Genomic DNA, 20,104 nt, shown 5'->3' with positions numbered 1-20,104 from the left:
GTGCCGTACGCGCGTGCCGTGCGCGTACGGGTACGGGTACGGGTACACGATGTCAGCTCTTGTAGACCTTCTTCACGTTGCCCTGGGTGTCGGCGTGCACGTAGCCGCCCTGCCCGTACTCGTCGCTGAGGTAGGGGCGCATCGAGGGGGTCCCGTCGAAGAGCCAGGGCTCGATGATGACGTAGCGGGAGGTCGGCTTGTCGACGCCCAGCTCCTGCTCGGCCTTGGCCAGCAGGCCGGGCAGGGCGTCCCAGTTGACGCCGGCCATGTCGATCGGCGGCTTGTCGGGCCTCAGGGTGCCGCCGGGGCCGCTCTTCTTGGCCTGGCCGTCGCGGTACTGCCAGCGGTCGTACGTCTTCGCGCCCGGGGCGGTGGGGATGGACGCGAGCACGTACTCCCCGTAGACGGTCATCTCCGCGAAGGTGGTGGTGCCGGTCTGCTGCTTGAACGCCTCGATCGCGGTGCGGACGTTGGCGGGGGTGAGCAGGCTGCCCCGGGGCGCGGCGGCCTCCTTGGCGGGCGCACCCGACCCGGCCGACTGCCTGGGCGCGGGACCCGTGGCGCCGGCCGTGGCGGCCGGGGCGGAGGCTCCGCCCTTGCCCGCGCCGCTGCCGCCGGTGTCGCCGCCGGACAGCGCGTTGACGAGGGCGACGGCCCCGCCGCCGGCCAGGACCACCGCGAGGAGCCCGCCGAGGAGGGCGGGGCGGCGGCGCGGGGTCCGGCCGCCCGTGGGGACGGCCGCGGTCGCGGCGTAGGGGGATCCGCCCGCCGGGGTGAACGGCGGCGGGGCGTACGGCCCTGCGGGCACCTTGGCGGGCTGCTGCGGCAGGCCCTGCGGCGGCGTGGCGGGGTGCGGGGCGGCGAGCTGGGTGCCCGGCGGCCCGTACTGCCCGGGCGTGGCGTGCGGGACGGCGCTCGGTGCGGCCCCGGCGAGGGCGGCCTGCGCCTCCCGCAGGAGCCGTTCGAGTTCGGCGGCGTCGGGCCGCGCGGCCAGGTCCCGTACGAGCAGCCGCTCCAGTACGGGGCCCAGCGGGCCGGAGCGCACCGGGGCCGGAATGGGGTCCTCCAACACGGCGACGACGGTGGCGAGGCTGGTGGGGCGGCGCAGCGGGTGCGTGCCCTCCGATGCCGTGTACAGCAGCATGCCGAGGGACCACAGGTCGGAGGCGGGCAGGCCCTCCTCGCCGCGGGCCCGCTCCGGGGCGATGTACTCGGGGGAGCCGATGAGCACGCCGGTGGAGGTCAGCGCCGTGGAGCCGTGCAGGGCGGCGATGCCGAAGTCGGTGAGCACCGCCGAGCCGTCGGCCCGCAGCAGCACGTTGGCCGGTTTCACGTCCCGGTGGAGGACGCCCTCGGCGTGGGCGGCGCGCAGCGCCGACAGGACGTCGAGGCCGATCCGGACGGCGTCCGCGACGGGCAGGGGCCCGGACTCCAGCCGGTCGTGCAGGGAGCCGCCCTTGACGAGCTCCATCACGATCCACGGGTGCCCGTCCTCGCCGCCGGCGGGCTCGACGATGTGGTGGATCGTCACCACGTTGGGGTGCGCGAGGCGGGCCAGGGCCCGGGCCTCGCGCACCGCGCGCTCCCGCAGCTGGACGGTGAGGCCGGGCTGGGCCGCGGCCGTCGCCGGGTCCGGCGGGCGCACCTCCTTGAGGGCGACGTCGCGGTGCAGTGCGATGTCGCGGGCGCGCCACACCGTGCCCATGCCACCGGCGCCCAGTGGCGCCAACAGTTCGAATCGGCCGTCGACCAGCTGTCTGCCGGCCTCACTCATGTCCATGGCGGCTCATCGTAGGGGCAGCCTCCGTCAGCAGCGCCGCCGGTCCTCCGTCACCGTGCCCTGCGCGGTGGAGACCGTGCGGTCGTAGCACCCGCCGGGCGCTTGCGCCCCGTACAGGCGGTAGCGCTCGGTGGTGGTGCCGACGGCGTGGCGCTCCTCGCGCGGCACGTTGGCGGTGTAGGAGGCGTCGCCGGTGTACCGGTGGTCGAGCCGGCTGCGGTCGACGGTCCGGCCGCCGCGCAGGACGGCGGTGTCGGCGCGGTCGGAGACGGTGATGGCGGTGCGGAGCCGGTCGCCGGCGCCGAGGGCGGTCTCGCCGTCCATGGTGTAGGTGCGTGCGGTGCGGGTGGTGGTTCGGCCGCGGGTGGTGCTCTCCTCGTCGGTCCAGACGGCGGACAGGGCGTCCCGGTCCTCTCCGTCGGTCCAGCGGTGCACGGAGGTGAGGCCGACGGCGCGGGTGACGGTGGTGGTGACGCGGCCGTGGGAGGTGTCCAGGCGGCCTTCGGTGGTGAGGCGGTGGCTGCCGCGGGTGTCGAGGCGGTGCGGTTCGCCGGCGGCGGCGGGGGTCCAGCGGCTGGATCCGGAGGGCTGCTCCTCCTCGTGCCGGGTGAGGGATCCGGTGACGACGTCCCGGCCCTCGTCCTGCCAGATCAGCAGGTTGGTCGGGGTGCTCCAGCCGGGCCGGCCGGCGGGGAGGCCCGCCACGGACACCTCGATGCGGTGCTCGCGGCCGTCGTTGAGGAGGGCGGCGAAGGGGGTGAGGTCGTAGACGACGGGCTTGACGTCGAAGGCGCGCGGGGCGGGTGTCACGTACCAGAGGAAGGGGTTGGACCAGCCGCCGGTCCACACGTGCGGGAAGGGGGCGGCGATGCCGGCGAGGCGGCCGTCGACGGAGATGCGGACCTCGCGGTGGGGGCCGTCCGCGGCCTTGCAGGAGTAGGGGGCGGCGTCGGGGACCGCCATGTACCAGTACTCCTCGCAGCCGCCGCCGGAGCCGGTCGCGTACACCTCGGCGAGGAGGCGCTCGGTGTTGCGGGGCGTGGTGACGGCGGGGGCCGTCAGCGGGACGACGCGGTCGGGGGTGTCGGGGGCCGGGTGGTGCCGCTCGGCGGTGTGGAAGACGAGGGTGGCCTTGACGTCGATGACGCCGGTGTACGTCTCGTTGACGACGTTCCCGATGAGCATCTCGACGGGCTGGGGCCGGCTGAGGGTGTCGCGGTAGCGGGTGACGTCCTTCTCGACGCTCCAGGTGATGCCGTCGGGCGAGGGCTCGGGGGTGGAGGTGCGGAGGATCTCGACGCCGCCGAGGGAGAGGTGGCCGAGGCGGTCGTACTGGCGGCCCTTGACCTTGCCTTCGAGGCGCAGGACGACCTTGGCCCAGGGGCCGGTGCCGCAGCCGGCGGGCGGGGTGTAGTGGCCCCGGTAGGGGGTGAAGTCGCGGAACCGGGCCTCGGCGACGGTCAGTTCGCAGGACCGGGTCGGCGGGCGGAGGACCGGCGGGTCGGCGGTGAGGGGGTCGTGCCAGTCGGTGCCGAACTCGGGCGGGACGTAGCCGGCCGTGGCTGCGGGCGCCGCTTCAGCGGGCGGGGCCGGTGCGGGGCCTGTCGCGGCCGCGGGCTGTGCGGCCGCCAGGGTGGCCGCCGCGAGGGCGAGCGCGCCGAGCAGGGCCGGCATCCTGTGTCGTGTCATGGGCCCGCAGTGAAACCCCGCCGGGAGGCCCGCGCCAGGGCGGCCGCCCCGTGCATGGCCGAATCCCGCCCCTGCATGGGGGGCGGCGGGGCGTCGCTGGTCAGCTGCGGGAGTGGCCGAAGAGGATGCGGTAGGCGATGAGCAGGACGAGGGAGCCGGCGATGGCGGCGCCCCAGGTGGCCGGGTCGTAGAACTCGCCCGCGATCGGCTTGTCGAGGAGGCGGGCGGAGAGCCAGCCTCCGGTGAACGCGCCGGCGATGCCGATGAGAGTCGTGCCGATCAGTCCTCCCGGGTCGCGGCCGGGCAGCAGCAGCTTGGCGATGGCTCCGGCGAGCAGCCCCAGGACGATCCAGCCGACGATCCCCATGCCCGTTCACTCCGCTCCGTCGTACGTGGTGCCGCGCGGCGGTGGCGCCGCGCCCCTGCCTTCAGGGACGCGGCGCCGGCCGCAGCGGTTCTCCCCGGCGGGCCCCTGCTGCCACCGCGACCGCGGCGGCGCCGAGCAGGGCGAGGGCCGCACCGGCGGCCAGGCTGCCGCGCGCCGGACGGGCGGGCGCCGGCGCGCGGCGCGATCCGGGAGCGGCCCCCGGGCGGCCGGAGCGGTGGGAGAGCACCGATCGGCGGGATTGGGCGCTCAGAACGGAACCGGTGCTCAGCCAGGAGGCGGCGGAGGCGACCGACAGGGCGGAGCCGGCCGATCCGGCGGAGAGCACGCTGCCGGCGGAGCCGATCGACAGGACGCTGCCGACGGAGCCGACGGAGAGGACGGAGCCCGCGGAGCCGATGGAGAGGACGGAGTTCCTGGACCAGAGCGAGAGGATCGAGCGGTCGGCCATGCCCGTCATGCTGCCACACCGGAGACCGCCGCACCGGCGGTCGGCTGTGAACCGCCGTCCCTGCCGTGCCCGTTGGCGCGTCCGCCGCACTGCGGGCCGGATGCCGAGCGCGTCAGCAGCAGCACCCCGCGCGCCGCGGCCGCGGCGCCGGCGGCGGCGAGCAGCAGCCCCGCGGCCCCGCCCTGGAGGCGCTCCCCGAGCAGGACGGCGCCGATGGCCGCCGCTGCCAGGGGGTTGGCCAGGTTGACGACGGCGAGCGGGGCGCCGAGGCCCCCGCGGTAGGCGCGCTGCGACAGCAGCATCCCGCCCACGGCGAACACGGCGACGAGGCCGGTGACGGCGGCGACCGCTCCGGCGGCCGGGGACCCGCCGCGCCCGGCGGCGGCGACGGCCACGGTCTGCGTCAGCGCGGAGGCGGCGGCGGAGGCCAGCCCGGAGGCGGTGGCGTGCCGCAGCCCCGAGCGGACGTCCCGGCGCGCGGTCAGGACGCCGATGGCGGCGGCGGTCGCGCCGGACAGGGCGAGGGCCTCCGCGAGCGTGAGGGTGTCGTGCGGCGCGGGCCCGGAGGCGGGCAGGAGCAGCAGGCCGAGGCCCGCGACGGTGGCAAGGGTGCCGCGCCATTCGGCTGCGGCGACCCGGCGCCCGGCGCGGCGCGCCCCGAGCGGGACGGCGGCGACGAGGGTGAGCGCGCCGAGCGGCTGCACGAGGGTCAGCGGCCCGTAGCGCAGGGCGGCGGCGTGCAGCAGCGCGGCGGCGGCGTTCAGCCCGGCGGAGGACCACCAGGGCCCGCTGCACAGGAGGGCGCGGGTGCTGCGGACCTCGCCCGCGCGGGCGAGGCGCTCCTGGGCGACGGCGGCCGCCGCGTAGGCGGCGGAGGAGGCCAGGCAGAGGGCGACGGCGACGGCGGTGGCGTTCACCGGCCCGCCCCGACGGGCTCGGCGGCGGGCCGCGGCCGCGCCCGCGGCAGCTCCCGTACGGGCCCGGGCGGGCGGCCGGCGGCAGGGGGCCGCGGGACGACGGCGAGAGCGGCGCCGAGCAGGGCGGCGGCGACGGCCGAGTCGAGCCAGTAGTGGTTGGCGGTGCCGACGATCACGAGGAGCGTGGCGAGGGGGTGCAGCAGCCAGAGCAACCGCCACCGGGACCGGGTCGCGGCGGCCATGCCGACCGCCAGCGCGAGCGCCCAGCCGAAGTGGAGGGAGGGCATCGCGGCGAACTGGTTGGCGAGGGTGTCGGCGGAGGGCGCGGCCCCGTAGACGGACGGGCCGTATGCCAGGCCCGTGTCGGTGAGGTGCGCGGCGTCCAGCATCCGGGGCGGGGCCAGCGGGAAGGCCAGGTGGAGGACGAGGGCGGCGCCGGTCAGGACGGTGAGGACGCGCCGGGCCCACCGGTAGTGGCCGGGCCTGCGCAGGTAGAGCCAGGCCAGGAAGGCGATGGTGGCGGGGAAGTGCACGGCCGCGTAGTAGGTGTTCGCGGCGTGGACGGGCAGCTCGCCGAGGCCGGGTCCGGGCAGGAGCAGCCGCTGGACGAGCCCCTCCCCCGGCAGGTGCAGGGCACGCTCCAGGTCCCATATGCGGTCGGCGTTGGCGAAGGCCTCGCCGGTGCGCCCCGTGGAGAGCGTGCGGCCCGCCTTGTAGGCGGCGAACAGGCCGGCGACGAGGAGCAGCTCGCGTACGAGCCGGGGCCTGTCCCCGGGTTCCGGGCCGGTGTGCCGCCCGTCGGGTGTGTCGTGGGAGGTCATTCCCCCGGTCTCCCTTCCTGTACTCGGGCGCCGACCGTGCGGGGTTGGTGCGGGGGTGGAGGGCGGTCGGTATCGGCCACCGTTCAGCGAGACGCCAGTGTATCGATACATGGGCGTATCGATACGCACGTGTACCGATACGCCGGCGTCCGGCGTATGCTTGCGGCATCGGAAACCTCCCGCCGTGCGATCCCCGAGGAGCGCCGCCCCATGACGTCGACGCAGGCCGCCGCCGCGCGCCGCTCCAAGATCAGCCCGGAGCGGGCCCAGGAGCTGTACGCCGCCGTGCTGGACGAGCTGCGCGCCCACGGGTACGAGGCGCTGACGATGGAGGGGGTCGCGGCCCGGGCGTGCTGCGGCAAGTCGACGCTCTACCGCCAGTGGAGGACCAAGCCGCAACTGGTCGCGGCGGCCCTGCGCGCGCACCGGCGGGGAACCCTCGCGGCGGTCGACACCGGCACCCTGGCCGGGGACCTGCGGGAGGCCGCGCGCATCGCGGCGGGCACCTCCGGCCGCGACACGCGCCTCACCCAGGCCCTGGGGCTGGCGGTGCTGAGCGACGAGGAGCTCCAGGCGGCCCTGCGGGAGGCGCTGGTAGAGCCCGAGCTGACGGCGTTCGGCGCGATGGTCCAGCGGGCCGTGGACCGCGGCGAGATCGCCGCCGGGCATCCGGCCCTGGAGTTCCTCCCGGCGCAGCTGATGGGCGTCCTGCGGATCCGGCCGGTGCTGGAGGGGCGCTACGCGGACGCCGCCTACCTGGAGCGGTTCGTCGACGCGGCCGTGCTGCCCGCACTGGGCCTGGCGCCGGCCCCCTGAACCGGCGGGGCGCCGTCACCGATGACCGGACGGCGGCCCGCCCGCGCTGCCTCGTGGGGACGGCGGCAGCGCGCCACCCGGACCGGGCGGCGACCACCCCCGTCCGGGGTGGCCGCCGCCCGGCCCGCGCGGATTCCGTCCCGTCCGTACGGGGCGGCCCTCAGGGGCGGCCGGCGCCCATGGTGCGGACGAACTCCTCCGGCTCCGCGTCGGACCCGCGGACGGCGGCGTCCAGGACCCAGGCGTTCGCGCCGTCCCGGGTGAACCGGGCCACCGTCGCCGCGGTCGCGTCCGGCACTCCCGCGAAGTCGTCCTCGGCGAGGTCGAGGTGGCCCTCCCGGATGCGGACGCCGGTGCCGCCGATCGCCCCGAACGTGGTCCGGCGGCCGTCGCCCGAGCCGGTGTCCTGGATCACCACGCCGACGACGACCCGGACCGATTCCGGCCGCATCCGGTCCAGTTCGAGCGTCATCACCTCGTCGTAGCCGAAGCCCTGCCCGGTGCGGCTGTCGCGGGTCAGGGTGATCGTGCCGTCCGGGGAGCGGCTTCCGAAGTGGACCAGCTGCGCGGGCTCGCCGTACGGGTCGGCGGCGCCGTACACGGCGGCCACTATGTCCAGGTCGTGCGCGGGCGACCCCGCCGGGCTCGGATCCCACCGGAGGGCGACCTCCACCCTGGCCAGGCCCTTGCGTACGCCGATCGACGAGCTGCTCACGAACTCCCCCTCTGCTTCACGGGTTTGCCCGGCCATGCTGTCATGCGGAGCCGTGCGGACCTGCCGCCGGCACATGTTCTCGGCCAGCCCCGGCTACCGCGCGCGCCACTGCCTTCGGCCGGCGCCGGGCCTCACGCCCCGGGCAGGACGCGTACGGTCTCGACCCAGCCCGGCGGATCCGGCGGGGTCTCCCCCACCAGTGCGGCGACCACCCGGCAGGACACCGGCTCCGGCGGCCAGGGCGTGTACCCGTCGGTGAGCACGACCACGATGTCCGGCCGGTCCGGCAGCGCCAGCGCGGCGCGGATGCCGACGGCCATGTCCGTGCCGCCTCCGCCCTCCAGGACCACCTGCTCCGCCCGGGTCACCCGGGTCACGGTGTGCACGTCCGCGTCGCACGCCAGGACCGCGACCCTGTTGCCGCGCACCCCCACCTCGCGCAGCACGCCCGTCACCTCGGCCAGCGCGGCGGCCAGTTCGGCCTCCCCCATGGAGCCGGAGGTGTCGATGACGACGGCGACCCGCGGCAGCGGTCTGCGCAGGCTCGGCAGCACGACGCGGCCGCCGAGCGCGGGCGTGCGCCGCGAGGGCCGGCGGTAGGTGTAGTCGACGGCGCCGCCCGCCCAGGCGGCCGCCTCCCGCACCGCCCCGGACAGCGCCTTGCGCCAGTCGACGGCCGGCTCCAGCAGCTCGTCGGCCCAGCGCTGCCAGCCGGCGGGGAGGTGCCCGCGGCTGCGCCGGTGCGCACGCATGGCCTGGGCGGTCTGCCGGCGCAGTGCCTCCGCCTCCATGCGGCCGACGCCGCCGGGCCCCTCGCCGCCCGTCTCCCAGGGCATCGGCACACCGTGGGCGCCCGACCCGCAGTCGAGCCTGTTGCGCGGGGTGGGCGGGATGCCCGGCAGGTAGCCCTCGAACAGGCCGCCGGTCGGCAGGCCGAACAGGCGGGGCTCCATCCGCCCTTCGGGCAGCGGCAGCCCGTCGGCGAGGAGGTCGTCGTTGATCTCGCAGTCCTGCGCGATGTTGACGCGTACGTGGTCGCGCTGGTCGGCGGCCGGCAGCCGGGCCGCCCGGCCGTGGTGGTCGCGCAGCAGGTGGGCCACCTCGTGGACCCACACCCCGGCGAGCTCCGCGACCGGGGTGCCGTCCACGAAGCGGGGGGAGACGTACGCACGCCAGTGCCGGTCCACGCCCATCGTGGGCACGGCGGGGCTCGGTACGACGGCCAGCGCGTACAGCGCCGACGCCAGGTACGGCCGGGCCTCGGCGGCCCGGTAACGGGCGGCCAGCAGCTTCGCCCGGTCCAGGCGGGCCGGCTCCGGCCCGGATCCGGCGGCGGGGCGCGGCGGCCCGGCAGGGGTGTCCACGGGGGTCAGCCGCCGCCGGGCAGCGCGCCGGACAGCCGCAGCAGTTCGACGAAGGCGTCGATGCCGGAGGGCACCGGCCAGTCCGGGTCGCGCATCGCGGCGAGGTCGGCGGCGGCCCGGGCCGCGACGTCCGGCACGCCCGCGTCCACGGCCTTGGCCAGCACCGCCCAGCCGGCCTCCCAGCGCGGCCGGGTCGGCTCGGCCTGCACCGCGGCGACCACGGCGATGAGGAAGGCCAGTTGGCGGTCGCCGCGGTCGGGCAGGGCGAAGGCGTCCGGATCGGCCAGCACCCGCTCCGGGTCGGGCAGGTCGAGGTTCTCCAGGTAGGCCAGCAGTTCCAGCCCGGCGCCCTCGCCGACGGCGCCGGCCAGGGCTGCGGCGAGGGCTTCCCGGCTGCTGCCGGCCGCGTAGCCGGTGGCGAGCAGCCGCAGCGCCATCTCCCAGGTCCGGGGGGACGGCCAGGCGCGGCCGCGCGCCTCGGCCTCGTTCGGCATGTGGTGGACGAGCCCGGGCCGGGCCGTCAGGAAGCCGGAGACGACGCCGCGGGCGCGGGCGACCGCGCCGGGGATGCGGGCCGGGTCGACGGCGGGCAGGCCCGTCTCCGGCCAGGTGCCGGCCATGCCGCGGGCGACGGTGCGCGGGTCGTGCGCCCAGTCGAGGTGGACGAACCGGTTGGCCAGCGGCGGGCTGAGGTGCCAGCCGTCGGCCGCGCTGGCGGGCGGGTTGGCCGCGGCGACGATCCGCACGCCCTCCGGGAGGAGGAGGCTGCCGACGCGCCGCTCCAGGACGACGCGCAGCAGGGCGGCCTGCACGGCGGGCGGGGCGGAGGACAGCTCGTCGAGGAACAGCAGGCCGTGTCCGGTGCGGGCGAGGCGGACGGCCCAGTCCGGCGGGGCCATGGGCACGCCGGTGGTGGCCGGGTCGTCGCCGACGATCGGCAGTCCGGCGAAGTCGGACGGCTCGTGGACGCTGGCGATGACGGTCTCCAGGCCGGTGCCGAGCGCGTCGGCGAGCTGCTGCATCCCGGCGGACTTGCCGATGCCCGGCTCGCCCCACAGCAGGACGGGCTGGTTGGCCGCCACGGCGAGGGCCAGCGCCTCCAGTTGCGGGTTGGCCGCCGGCTCGGTGCGGGTGGCGCGCAGGCGCGCGCCGAGGGCGTCGGCGGCCGCCAGGGCGCTCGGCTGACCGTTGCTCATGCGCTGTCGTCCTCTTCCGCACCGGCGTCGGGGCCGGCGTCCGCGTCGTCGTCCGTTTCCGCGTACTCCTCCTGCTCCTCGATCCAGTCGTCGAACCAGTCGGCGCCGATGCCGGGGAACTCCTCCTCGACGCGGCTGCGCAGGAAGCCGAGGTCGGTGCGCCGGAAGCGGCGGATGATCTGGGCGAGCGACAGGTCGGCCTCGTCGGTGGCGTCGATCCGGCTGCCGGCCGCGACGAGCGCCCGCACCAGGTCGGCGGAGCCGCCGTTGGTGACGGCGGTGACCAGCGGGGTTCGGCCGAGCCCGTCCCGGACCTCCGGGGACAGGCCCGCGCCGAGGAGCCTCGGCAGCAGCGCGGAGTGGTCCAGCTGCGGCAGCAGGTGCAGCAGCGTGCAGCCGCGGCCGTCGCGGACGCGCGGGTCCGTGCCCGCGTCGAGCAGGGCCGTGACCCCCGCGGTGTCGCCGTGCTGGACGCGCAGGAACAGCTCGCGCCGCTCCTCGCGCAGGGCGCGCGGCAGCCGTACGCCGTCGGGCGCGGTCCAGGCGTGCTGGACGGCGAAGCAGCCGGTGACGGCGCCGCCGAAGGCCCGCATGGCGCTCTCGCGCCGCTGCTCCTCGGCGCTGTGGTGGAGGAGGTCCAGGGTGCCGCCGCGGGAGTGCACCTCGTGCCATGAGGTGCGGCAGCGTACGCGGACGGGCCGGGGCTCGGCGGGCCCGGGCGGGCCGTCGGCGGGGCCGGCGTCCGGGAACAGCGAGGAGGCGACCAGGGGGTGGAGCTCGCGCGGGGTGATGCGGCCCGTGCGGACGAGTTCGAGGTCGGGGAGCCGCTCGTACGCGAACGCGGGCAGGCGGGGTCCGGAGGCGGCGGAGGCGTGCCACTGGCGGCGCTCGCCGGAGACGCGCAGCCCGCGGTCCCCGGACAGCCGGAGCACGAGGAGGCCGTACCAGCCCGTCGGCACGGTGAACCGCCCGCCCTCGCCGGCGTCGGCGAGCCGGCGCACCTCCTGCTCCAGGCGGGTCAGGTCGACGCCGCCGGCGGCGAGGACGGCATCAGGGTCGACGCGGCCCTGCTGGGGGCCCGTCTCCGACGGCGCGGTGTCGCGTTCGAGGCCTGCGGCCGCGTACGCGGCGGGTGCGTCCCCGCGGGCGTGCAGGAGGGCGGTCCACTCGGCGTGTGCGGCCGGGTCGCCCGCGCCGGGGTCGGCGGCCGGGAAGGCGGCCGGGTCGAGCGGGGTGCCGTCGGGGTGGAGGAACGGCAGCCGGCCGGCGCCGCCGGTGAGGCGGTCGCGCAGTCCGGCGGCCTGCCGGGCGTCCCAGAGGGGGCGGGCCGCGATCCAGTTCTCGTGCCGGTAGGAGGGCGCCGTGTGGTGCGTGCTCCGGTTGGCGTCCGCCGGGTGGAGGGGCGCGCAGTGCAGCCGCAGCCGCTGCGGGCCGTCAGCCATCGGTCCGGTGGTGGCGGAGAGGACCGGGGCGCCTGGCCCGCCGCCGTAGCGGGCGAGCAGGACGCGGACGTTCGGGGTGAGGGTGGTGCGTCCGCCGAGGAGGCGGGGCAGGTGCCAGCGCACGAGGTCGGGGGCGAGGTGGAGCAGGTCGTCCTCCGCCGCCTCGGCGACGGCGGCCCCGTGGCGGGCGGCGACCTCGGACAGGTCGAAGCGGACGTCGACGGCGGCGGCCGCGCAGGCGGCGCGCCAGTCGCCGGCGAGGCGGCGGGCGGTGGCGTCCTCGATCATCCGTGCGGGGACGGCGTGGCGGCGGATGCGCTGCCAGACCGGGCCGTCCTCGTGGCGGAGGCCGCCGGGGAGCCGGGGGTCGGTGGCGGGGCGGCGCGGGCCGGCGTTCACCGGTACACGCTCGTGATCGCGCCGAGGTCGGGGTGGGCGGGCCGGGCGGGGCGCAGCCGGGCGGTGAGGGACCGCTTCACCCGGCGGGGCAGGCCGGGGCCGAGGCCGACGTACTCCAGCGGGGAGCCGTCGTGGACCGCGGCGAGGAGGCCCTTCGCCCCGCGGCCGGTGAGGCCGGTGTGCCGCAGCTCCAGGCGGCGCAGCGGGCTGCCGGGGAGCGCGGAGGCGAGGGCGTACGCGCCGTCGTCGCCGGTGGCGTTGCCGGGTGCGCCGAGGCTGCGCTCGGAGCGGGCGCGTCCGAGGTCCAGGGCTTCGATGCCGCCGAGGGCGTCGGCGAGGGCCCTGGCTCCGGCCGGGCCGATGCCGTTGCCGCCGAGTCCGAGGCGGACGGGGCGGTCGGGGTCGGCGGCCGCGGCGGCGGCGAGGACGGCGGCGCCGGCGTCCCCGAGGTGGTTGGCGGGCAGGTACAGCTCGCGGACGCCGGCTTCCCGGATGAGGGCGGCGAGCAGTGGCGCGTCGTCGGCGGTGAGGCCGTTGCCGCCGAGGAAGAGCCGCTCCAGCGGGGTCTCGCGGGTGCGCAGGGCGTCGAGGAGGAGGCGTACGCCCTCGCTGCCGATGCCGGTGTTGACGAGGTCGAGGGTGCGCAGGGTGCGGTTGCGGCGCAGCAGGGCCGCGAGGGTCCGGGCGCCGTCCTGGTGGAGCGGGTTCCGCTTGAGCCAGAGGGCTTTGGCGGTGGTGTCGTCGGCGAGTGCGTCCGCGAGGGCGTCGGCGCCGTCGGGGCCGATGCGGTTGCAGCCGAGGTAGAGGGTGTGCAGTCCGTGTCCGGCGGCGAGGGCCGCGGCAAGGCTGCGGGCTCCTTCGTCGCCGAGGGAGTTGGTGCCGAGCAGCAGGTGGCGGGCGTGCGGCGAGCGCGCTGCGGCCGCGGCGACCCGAGCTCCGCCGGCGGGTCCGAGGCCCTGCTTGCAGAGGTCGACGCGGCCGTCGGCGCGCAGGGTGCCGAGGGCGAAGGCCTCGTCGGCCGCGACGGGTTCGGCGGCGGCGAGCCGCGCGAGCAGCGGGTCGAGGCGGGCGGGGTCGGCGAGCGGCAGGTCGGGGTGCTCGATCGCGGGGCACCGTACGGGTATGGACCGTGTCATCACCACTCCACCGGTTTCTCGCCGGTGCCCGGCGTCCGCCACAACAGGTAGGGCGCAAGACCGGTCGGATTCGAACCGACGTCCTCCAGCTCGATGCTTGGGCGCGACGACCTCTGCGCTACGGCCTTGCTGCGCAGATCATAGCGGCAGCCAGACCGTTCTCGATCACCAGTTTGAACGCCGCAATGCCCGAATTCGGCAGACCTGAACCATCAGCCGCTTAAGGGCTAATTGGCGTCACCTGACGCCCGAATCCAAAATCAGACATATCCCCACCATCCCGCCTGTAGGCGTATTCGCCACACAAACTCCGGCCGAGCCGGATCGTTACCTCAAGTTTCGCTCAATTGCCGTGACACCGCGCCGAAGGCGTTCCTAGCTTCCTGGTACACGCGTCTTGACGCCCAGTACGTCCCCGCGGTCTCCGCGCGGTCCGGTGATCCCGCTCCGCGCCCTCCGCGTCCTGAGGAAAGAGTGCACAACATGAGGGTTCCCAAGGCCGGTGCGGCCGCCGCAGTGATCGGCCTCGCCCTGACCGCCACCGGTTGCGGCGGCGACGAAGGCCCCCAGGGGACCCTCTCGGTCGGCATCAAGTTCGACCAGCCGGGCGTGGGCTACCGCGAGCCGGGCGGCACGTTCTCCGGATTCGACGTGGACGTCGCCACCTACATCGGCAAGGAACTCGGCTACAAGCCGGAACAGATCTCGTTCAAGAAGGTCGACAGCTCCGATCGCGAACTGCTGCTCCAGTACAACGAGGTCAAGTTCGTCGCCGCGTCGTACTCGATCAGCGACAAGCGCAAGGAGCAGGTCGACTTCGCCGGCCCGTACTTCATCGCCCACCAGGACCTGCTCGTCCGCGCCGGCGAGAATTCGATCACCAAGGCCGAGGACCTGAACAACAAGGAGCTCTGCTCGGTCACGGGCTCCACGTCGGCGCAGAACATCAAGCAGACCCTGGCGCCCAAGGCCAGCCTGCTGGAGCTGCAGAGCTACTCGGAGTGCATCGTCGCCCTCGAAGAGGGCCGTGTCGCCGCGATGACCACGGACAACTCCATCCTGGCCGGCTACGCGGCCAAGAAGGAGAACGCCGGCAAGTTCAAGCTGGTGGGTCTGAACCTCAGCAACGAGAGCTACGGCATCGGCATCAAGAAGGGCAGCAAGGACCTCCAGGCCAAGATCAACGCCGCCCTGAAGAAGATGGTGCAGGACGGGTCCTGGGACGCGGCCGTGAAGAAGAACTTCGGCCCGGCCAACTACAAGAACGAGCCGGCGCCCCCGATCACGACGGGCAGCTGACGCCCCGCCCGCCGGCCCGTGCGGATCGGGCCGGCGGGGTGACGGTGGCGGGCGGGCCGCGGCGGGTCCGCCCGGACCGGAGCCGCGGGGCGTTTTGGCGGAGCGTTAAAGTCCCAGCTCCCCGCCCGTGGCCATGAGTTGTCCGGCGCATGACAATATGACCTCGCTCTGCCACCTGACGTCCCGCCAACCGCCTTGGCGGGAGCGGTGCACGTGAAGAGGTCCCCCACACCATGAAGATGTCCCGTCATTCCGCCTGGGCGGTCGGTCTCGCCGCCGCCACGCTGATCGGCATACCGGCCGCGGCGTCGGCCGGAACGATCCGGCAGGCGGACACGGCCGCCTCCGTGGCCGCGTACGACGCCTACTACGCCCCCGCCGAGGGCAAGACCGGCGCCGCCCTGAAGACCGCCCTCCACGACATCGTGAAGAACCAGTCGAAGATCGGCTACAGCAGCGTGTGGAACGCGCTGAAGGCGACCGACCAGGACCCCGCCAACCCGAACAACGTGATCCTGGTGTACTCCGGCCGCTCGCAGTCCAAGTCGTCCTACGGCGGCGACTCCGACGACTGGAACCGCGAGCACGTCTGGGCCAAGAGCCACGGCGACTTCGGCACCACCACCGGTCCGGGCACCGACCTGCACCACCTGCGCCCGGAGGACGTCACCGTCAACAACATCCGCGGCAACAAGGACTTCGACGAGGGCGGCAGCCCGGTCCCCGAGGCCCCCGGCAGCCTCACCGACGCCGACTCCTTCGAGCCCCGCGACGCCGTCAAGGGCGACGTGGCCCGCATGCTCCTCTACATGGCCGTCCGCTACGACGGCGGCGACGGCTTCGCCGACCTGGAGGTCAACGACCGGGTCGGCAACGGCAGCGCCCCGGCCATGGGCCGGATCTCCGTGCTGAAGGAGTGGAACCGGATCGACCCGCCGGACGCCTTCGAGCGCCGCCGGAACCAGGTGATCTTCGACGTCTACCAGCACAACCGGAACCCGTTCATCGACCACCCGGAGTGGGTCGACTCCATCTGGTGACCGGCAGGCCGGTCCCCGCGGCACGGCCGCCCCGCCCCGGCGGGCCGGGCCCCGGCCGCGGGGATTGACCCGCGCTCGGGCGGGTAACGGCAGGTCAGCGGCTGCGGTCCGCACCCGGCGGCGGCAGACCCTGGAGGTACGTGATGGACGGAGCAGGACTCTCCGACCGCGAACGGCGCGCGCTCTCCTCGATCGAGGCGCACCTCAAGGCCGACCGGTCCCTGGACCGGATCATGCGCTTCGCGCGACCGCGCCACCAGGCCATGGCCGCGGGCGCACTCGGAGTCGTCACGCTGGGCCTGCTGATCGCGGCCGCGGTGACGGTGTCACCGCCGCTGATCTGGGCCTTCGCCGCAGCCTGGACCCTGACCGTCGCCATGGCGCTGCCGCTGCTCGCGCAGGTGGCCCGGTACCGATGGCAGCGCCGCGAGCGTGCCGGCAGCCGCACCGGCTGACCTCCGGGAACTCCTCGGGGCCGGCCCTCAGAGCCGGTCCGCGAGAGCCTTGAACGAAGCCCAGTCCTGTTGCGGCGGACGGGCGTCCCACACCTTCTGCGCAAGCGCCGCCAGCGGGAGCCGGATCCCGGCGGCCACCTGCTCCTGGGTCTGCGCCCCGGCGAGGTCGCACCAGACCGCGAAGCGCGCGCCCAGGATCTGCGGCGCGTAGCGGGCCGGGACGGGGGTGCTGCCCCGCAGCACCAGCGGCGTCCACTCCTCGTAGATGCGCTGCCCCGTCGGGTAGGCGAAGTCGTTCGGCTCGCCGAGGACGTAGTACAGGTACTCGTCGTTGAGGTTGACGACCTTGCGGCCCTCTTCCAGGTAGGGCAGCGGCGGACGCGCCCCGATCTCGCGCCCCGTCCAGTACTCGGCCTGGATGTCGGCGGCGGGCTTCGCGACGCCGCCGGCGAAGAAGCCGTCGTTCCAGGCCTTCGGCACCCGGCCCGCGGAGCGGACGACGGCCGCCCGGTCGTTGAGCCAGCCCGTCGCCAGGTCCTGGACCTTCGCGGACGGCCCGAACCGCTCCCGGGCGGCGCGGGCCAGCTGCGGGAAGGACGCCTGCGGGTCGCGGTAGACGAGCGCCTGGTACTCGTCGGCGCCCAGGTGCCAGGCGGTGCCGGGGAACAGCGGCAGGTACTCGCGCAGCAGCTCGTCGACGAGCCGGGCCGCGGCCGGGTTCGAGATGTCGACCGCCCCCTTGACCGCCTTGCCCTGGGCGTCGCGCAGCTGGAGGTCCGGGTAGGCGCGCAGCACGGCTCCCAAGTGCCCGGGCGAGTCGATCTCGGGGACGACGGCGATGTGCAGCCGGGCGGCGAGTGCCGTGATGCGCCGCACCTCCGCCTTGGTGAGGTGCGGGGTGGAGACGATCTCCGGGTGGGTGTCCGACTCGATCCGGAACGCCTGGTCGTCGGAGAAGTGCAGGCCGAGCTGGTTGAGCTTGAGGTCGGCCATCTGCCGCAACCGGTCCTCGATCCACCCGGCGGTGAAGTTCTTCCGGGCGATGTCGAGGTTCAGGCCCCGCTGCGCGTGGGCCGGGCCGTCCCGCACGGTGCCCTCGGGCGCCGAACCGGTCCGTGCCACCTCCTGTTTGAGTGTCCGGGTGCCGTAGAAGACGCCGGCCTCGTCGGGCCCGGTGATCCGTACCCGACCGTCCCGGACGGTCATCGTGTACGACTCCGGCGCCCCGGAGCCCGGCGCCGCCCCGAGGGCCAGTTCGACGTCGCCGCTGCGCGCCGCGGCACTGTCGGTGAACTGCATGCGCAGTTCACCGGCGAGCAGCCTGCCCTCATCCGCGAGGGCCGCACGGTCGGCCGCCGGTACGACGACCCGCGCATCGGCGGCGGGCCGCCATCCGGGCCCGCGGGCGGGCACGTGCTCGCGGACGGCCGGCACGGTCTGCGGGGCGGAGGACAGCGCGTACGACGGCGTGGGGGCGGGGGCGGCCGCGGCGGACGGCTCCGACGCCGCGGGCACGACCGCCGAGCCGGTGCCGCCGGCCGTCCCGGCGGGGGTGGGAGCGCGGGCGTCGTCGGGGGCGGCCGTGCAGCCGGGGAGGGCGAGGGCGAGGAGCGCAGCGGCCGTGGCCGTCGCGGTCGCGTGGCGTCTCCTGGCGTGGTTGCAGTGCCGCATCATGTGTCCCCGCTTCCCCCGTACCAACGTGGCACGGGGGAAGCGGGAGCGCGACCCGGGGGCGCAGTGCCGTCAGGCGGCCAGTGCGGTGACGGCCGCGGCGGCGAAGCCGTGGTCCTCCTCGGGGGCGGCCCCGCCGACGCCGACGGCGCCGACGAGACGGCCTTCGCGGTGGACGGGCAGCCCGCCCGCTATGAACAGCAGCGGCCGGTCGAGGGCGGTGGGCAGCGTGTGGAAGGGGCCGTCGGGGCGGACCGCGTCGACGAGGTCGGCGGTCGGGGCGTTCAGCTGCAGCGCGGTGTAGGCCTTGCGGGTGCTGGTCTCGCCGGAGATCAGCACGGCCCGGTCGTCGCGGCGGAAGGCCAGCAGGTGGCCGCCGGCGTCGAGGACGGTGATGCTGACGGCGGCGCCGGCCGCCTCGGCGGCGCTCCGCGCGACGGAGAGGAGCAGCTCGGCGTCCCCGGTGGTCAGCGGAGCGGCGGCGGGAGCGGTGGTGGCGGACATGAGGTGTCTCCTGGTGGTGGTCGGGGTGGGGCCGACCCGGCGTGTGGCGGCCGGGGCGGTGGTTCGGGTGGAGGTGGGACCGGTCCGGCCTGCGGGGGCCGGGGCGGTGGTTCGGGTGGTGCGGGGTCGGACGCGGCGGCGGGGGTCAGCGGCCTGCGGCAGCGGGCACCTCGGCGGTGTTCGCGGTCGCCGCGGGGAAGGAGGCGGCGGTGACGCGTCCCGGTCGGGGGGCGGCGCGCCGCTCCAGCAGGCCCGAGAGGGCGGCGAGCGCCAGGGCGGACGCTGCGAGGGCGGCGCCGACCCAGTTCGGGGCGGTCCAGCCGAGGCCGGCGGCTATGACGAGCCCGCCGAGCCACGCGGCCAGGGCGTTGCCGAGGTTGAAGGCGCCGATGTTGACGGCGGAGGCGAGCGTGGGGGCGCCGGCGGCCTGGTCGAGGACCCGCTTCTGGAGCGGCGGCACGCTGGCGAAGCCGAGGGCGCCGATGAGGACGACTGTGGCGGCGGCCGCCGCCTTGTGGTGGGCAGTGACCGTGAACAGGGCCAGGACGAGGGCGAGCGCGGCGAGGGATCCGTACAGCATGGGCATCAGCGCCCGGTCGGCGAACCGGCCGCCCACGAGGTTGCCGGCGACCATGCCGAGGCCGAACAGGACGAGGATCCAGGTGACTGAGGAGTCGGCGAAGCCGGCCGTCTCGGTCATCATCGGCGTGATGTAGGTGATCGCGGCGAAGACGCCGCCGAATCCCAGGACGGTCATCGCCATCGCCAGCAGCACCTGCACGTTCTTGAAGGCGGCCAGCTCGTGCCGGACGCGGACGCCTTCGGGGCGGGGCAGCTCGGGGACGAGCCGGGCTATCCCGAGGAGGCCGGCGACGCCGAGGGCGGCGACGATCAGGAACGTGGTGCGCCAGCCGAGGGTCTGGCCGACGAGGGTGCCCAGGGGAACGCCCACGACGTTGGCGACGGTCAGGCCGGTGAACATCATCGCGATGGCCCCGGCCTTCTTCTCGGGGGCGACGAGCTCGGCGGCCACGACCGCGCCGATGCCGAAGAAGGCCCCGTGCGCCAGCGAGGCGACGACGCGCCCGGCGAGCATGACGCCGAAGGCGGGTGCCAGCGCGGAGAGCAGGTTCCCCGCGATGAACAGCCCCATCAGCAGCATCAGCATCCGCTTGCGCGGTATACGGGTGCCCAGGACGGTCATGACGGGGGCGCCGAGGACGACGCCGAGCGCGTAACCGGTGACGAGGAAGCCGGCGGTCGGGATCGAGACGCCGTAGTCGGCCGCGACCTCGGGCAACAGGCCCATGATCACGAATTCGGTGGTGCCGATCCCGAAGGCCCCGATGGCGAGGGCCAGAAGTGCGAGAGGCATGGGGGAGTGCCCTTCAGGGAGGAGACAGAGGTACCGCCGCGACCCTTGCAGCCGCCGCTTACTTGCGTCCACATTAATTGCAGACGCGGGATATTTGCAAGCGCGGGATATTGCGTCCGTGTCCTATCCTGGAGTCACGCGGGCACCCGGCCCGGAAGGAGGAGCCCCATGACGGCCACCGACGGCGCGCTCACCGCCCTCTCCCAGGGCTGGTGCGCCCTGTCCCTGCTGCACAGCCGCATAGAGGCGCACATCGAGCGCGCGCTCCAGGCGCACCACGGCCTGAGCGTCCGCGAGTACTCCCTCCTCGACGTCCTCAGCCGGCAGCACGACGGCCCCGGCGGGCACCTGCGCATGAACCAGGTCGCCGACTCGGTGGTCCTGAGCCAGAGCGCCACCACCCGCCTCGTCAGCCGCCTGGAGGACCGCGGCCTGCTCAGCCGCTACCTCTGCGACACCGACCGGCGCGGCATCTACACCGATGTGAGCGAGACCGGCCTGGAGCTGCTCGCGGCCGCCCGCCCGACCAACGACGCCGCGCTGCGCGAGGCGCTCGACGAGGCCGCCCGCAACCCGGAGCTCGCCCCCCTCGTCGACGCCGTGGAGAACATACGGCCGGGATCCGCGGCGCCCCGGGCCTGAGCGCCCA

General features: G+C 75.5%; 19 protein-coding genes and 1 tRNA gene. 5 read left to right on the top strand and 15 right to left on the bottom strand.

Annotated features, from left to right (window positions below; translation table 11 throughout):
- Nucleotides 1-52 precede the first annotated feature (52 nt).
- The 6 genes from IE170_RS01800 to IE170_RS01775 all read right to left on the bottom strand — a co-directional run bounded on the left by IE170_RS01800 (nt 53) and on the right by IE170_RS01775 (nt 6,043).
- Nucleotides 53-1,780 carry a serine/threonine-protein kinase gene (locus IE170_RS01800; RefSeq protein ID WP_308428349.1) on the bottom strand — a complete coding sequence of 576 codons (1,728 nt, stop codon included), beginning with the start codon at nt 1,778-1,780 and terminating at the stop codon, nt 53-55.
- 27 nt (nt 1,781-1,807) lie between these two features.
- Complete coding sequence (locus IE170_RS01795) at nt 1,808-3,469, bottom strand: peptide-N4-asparagine amidase (RefSeq protein ID WP_223855769.1); 1,662 nt, start codon at nt 3,467-3,469, stop codon at nt 1,808-1,810.
- Nucleotides 3,470-3,569: 100 nt separating this feature from the next.
- Entirely contained in the window at nt 3,570-3,836 is a 267-nt protein-coding gene (locus IE170_RS01790) for a GlsB/YeaQ/YmgE family stress response membrane protein (protein WP_189807491.1), read from the bottom strand.
- 61 nt (nt 3,837-3,897) lie between these two features.
- Nucleotides 3,898-4,305, bottom strand: a complete 408-nt coding sequence (locus tag IE170_RS01785) for a hypothetical protein (protein ID WP_189807490.1) — start codon at nt 4,303-4,305, stop codon at nt 3,898-3,900.
- A 5-nt stretch (nt 4,306-4,310) separates the two neighbouring features.
- Nucleotides 4,311-5,222 (bottom strand): hypothetical protein, encoded by a 912-nt coding sequence (locus IE170_RS01780; RefSeq protein ID WP_189807489.1) that lies wholly within the window; start codon nt 5,220-5,222, stop codon nt 4,311-4,313.
- Entirely contained in the window at nt 5,219-6,043 is an 825-nt protein-coding gene (locus IE170_RS01775; protein WP_189807488.1) for a phosphatase PAP2 family protein, read from the bottom strand. Before IE170_RS01775 ends, IE170_RS01780 begins: the two co-directional genes overlap by 4 nt.
- Before the next feature lie 210 nt (nt 6,044-6,253).
- Between IE170_RS01775 and IE170_RS01770 the strand changes: the two genes are divergently transcribed.
- Complete coding sequence (locus IE170_RS01770) at nt 6,254-6,859, top strand: TetR/AcrR family transcriptional regulator (protein WP_189807487.1); 606 nt, start codon at nt 6,254-6,256, stop codon at nt 6,857-6,859.
- A gap of 160 nt (nt 6,860-7,019) precedes the next feature.
- Here IE170_RS01770 and IE170_RS01765 read toward each other — a convergent pair whose 3' ends face one another.
- The 6 genes from IE170_RS01765 to IE170_RS01740 all read right to left on the bottom strand — a co-directional run bounded on the left by IE170_RS01765 (nt 7,020) and on the right by IE170_RS01740 (nt 13,239).
- A complete protein-coding gene (locus IE170_RS01765; RefSeq protein ID WP_189807486.1) occupies nt 7,020-7,610 on the bottom strand; it encodes a TerD family protein in 591 nt (196 codons plus the stop codon).
- 95 nt (nt 7,611-7,705) lie between these two features.
- Nucleotides 7,706-8,938 (bottom strand): vWA domain-containing protein, encoded by a 1,233-nt coding sequence (locus tag IE170_RS01760; RefSeq protein ID WP_189807485.1) that lies wholly within the window; start codon nt 8,936-8,938, stop codon nt 7,706-7,708.
- Nucleotides 8,939-8,943: 5 nt separating this feature from the next.
- A complete protein-coding gene (locus tag IE170_RS01755) occupies nt 8,944-10,134 on the bottom strand; it encodes an AAA family ATPase (RefSeq protein WP_189807484.1) in 1,191 nt (396 codons plus the stop codon).
- Nucleotides 10,131-11,975 (bottom strand): ankyrin repeat domain-containing protein, encoded by a 1,845-nt coding sequence (locus IE170_RS01750; protein ID WP_189807483.1) that lies wholly within the window; start codon nt 11,973-11,975, stop codon nt 10,131-10,133. The genes IE170_RS01755 and IE170_RS01750 overlap by 4 nt, the downstream gene beginning before the upstream one ends.
- Nucleotides 11,972-13,111, bottom strand: a complete 1,140-nt coding sequence (locus tag IE170_RS01745) for a leucine-rich repeat domain-containing protein (RefSeq protein ID WP_189807482.1) — start codon at nt 13,109-13,111, stop codon at nt 11,972-11,974. The genes IE170_RS01750 and IE170_RS01745 overlap by 4 nt, the downstream gene beginning before the upstream one ends.
- A 55-nt stretch (nt 13,112-13,166) precedes the next feature.
- Nucleotides 13,167-13,239, bottom strand: a tRNA-Arg gene (locus tag IE170_RS01740).
- Between the two features lie 355 nt (nt 13,240-13,594).
- On the opposite strand from IE170_RS01740, the gene IE170_RS01735 reads away from it, so the two are divergent.
- The 3 genes from IE170_RS01735 (at nt 13,595) to IE170_RS01725 (ending at nt 15,905) form a co-directional block, all read left to right on the top strand.
- A complete protein-coding gene (locus tag IE170_RS01735; RefSeq protein ID WP_189807481.1) occupies nt 13,595-14,410 on the top strand; it encodes a glutamate ABC transporter substrate-binding protein in 816 nt (271 codons plus the stop codon).
- 239 nt (nt 14,411-14,649) lie between these two features.
- On the top strand, nt 14,650-15,450 hold the full coding sequence (locus tag IE170_RS01730) for an endonuclease I family protein (RefSeq protein ID WP_373298935.1): 801 nt from the start codon (nt 14,650-14,652) through the stop codon (nt 15,448-15,450).
- 143 nt (nt 15,451-15,593) lie between these two features.
- Complete coding sequence (locus IE170_RS01725; RefSeq protein WP_189807479.1) at nt 15,594-15,905, top strand: DUF3040 domain-containing protein; 312 nt, start codon at nt 15,594-15,596, stop codon at nt 15,903-15,905.
- 27 nt (nt 15,906-15,932) lie between these two features.
- Here the strand turns inward: IE170_RS01725 and IE170_RS01720 are convergent, their stop codons facing one another.
- From IE170_RS01720 to IE170_RS01710, 3 genes are all read right to left on the bottom strand, one after another.
- On the bottom strand, nt 15,933-17,579 hold the full coding sequence (locus IE170_RS01720) for a beta-N-acetylhexosaminidase (protein WP_223855770.1): 1,647 nt from the start codon (nt 17,577-17,579) through the stop codon (nt 15,933-15,935).
- Between the two features lie 69 nt (nt 17,580-17,648).
- Nucleotides 17,649-18,080 carry a GlcG/HbpS family heme-binding protein gene (locus IE170_RS01715; RefSeq protein ID WP_189807478.1) on the bottom strand — a complete coding sequence of 144 codons (432 nt, stop codon included), beginning with the start codon at nt 18,078-18,080 and terminating at the stop codon, nt 17,649-17,651.
- A gap of 145 nt (nt 18,081-18,225) precedes the next feature.
- Nucleotides 18,226-19,455 (bottom strand): MFS transporter, encoded by a 1,230-nt coding sequence (locus tag IE170_RS01710; RefSeq protein WP_189807477.1) that lies wholly within the window; start codon nt 19,453-19,455, stop codon nt 18,226-18,228.
- Between the two features lie 168 nt (nt 19,456-19,623).
- On the opposite strand from IE170_RS01710, the gene IE170_RS01705 reads away from it, so the two are divergent.
- Nucleotides 19,624-20,097 carry a MarR family winged helix-turn-helix transcriptional regulator gene (locus IE170_RS01705; RefSeq protein ID WP_189807476.1) on the top strand — a complete coding sequence of 158 codons (474 nt, stop codon included), beginning with the start codon at nt 19,624-19,626 and terminating at the stop codon, nt 20,095-20,097.
- The last annotated feature ends 7 nt before the right edge of the window (nt 20,098-20,104 follow it).

The sequence above is a fragment of the Streptomyces toxytricini genome (assembly GCF_014649915.1).
Lineage (GTDB): Bacteria > Actinomycetota > Actinomycetes > Streptomycetales > Streptomycetaceae > Streptomyces > Streptomyces toxytricini.
Note: the sequence above shows the minus strand (reverse complement) of the source record. Positions and strands in the feature narration are given on the sequence as shown.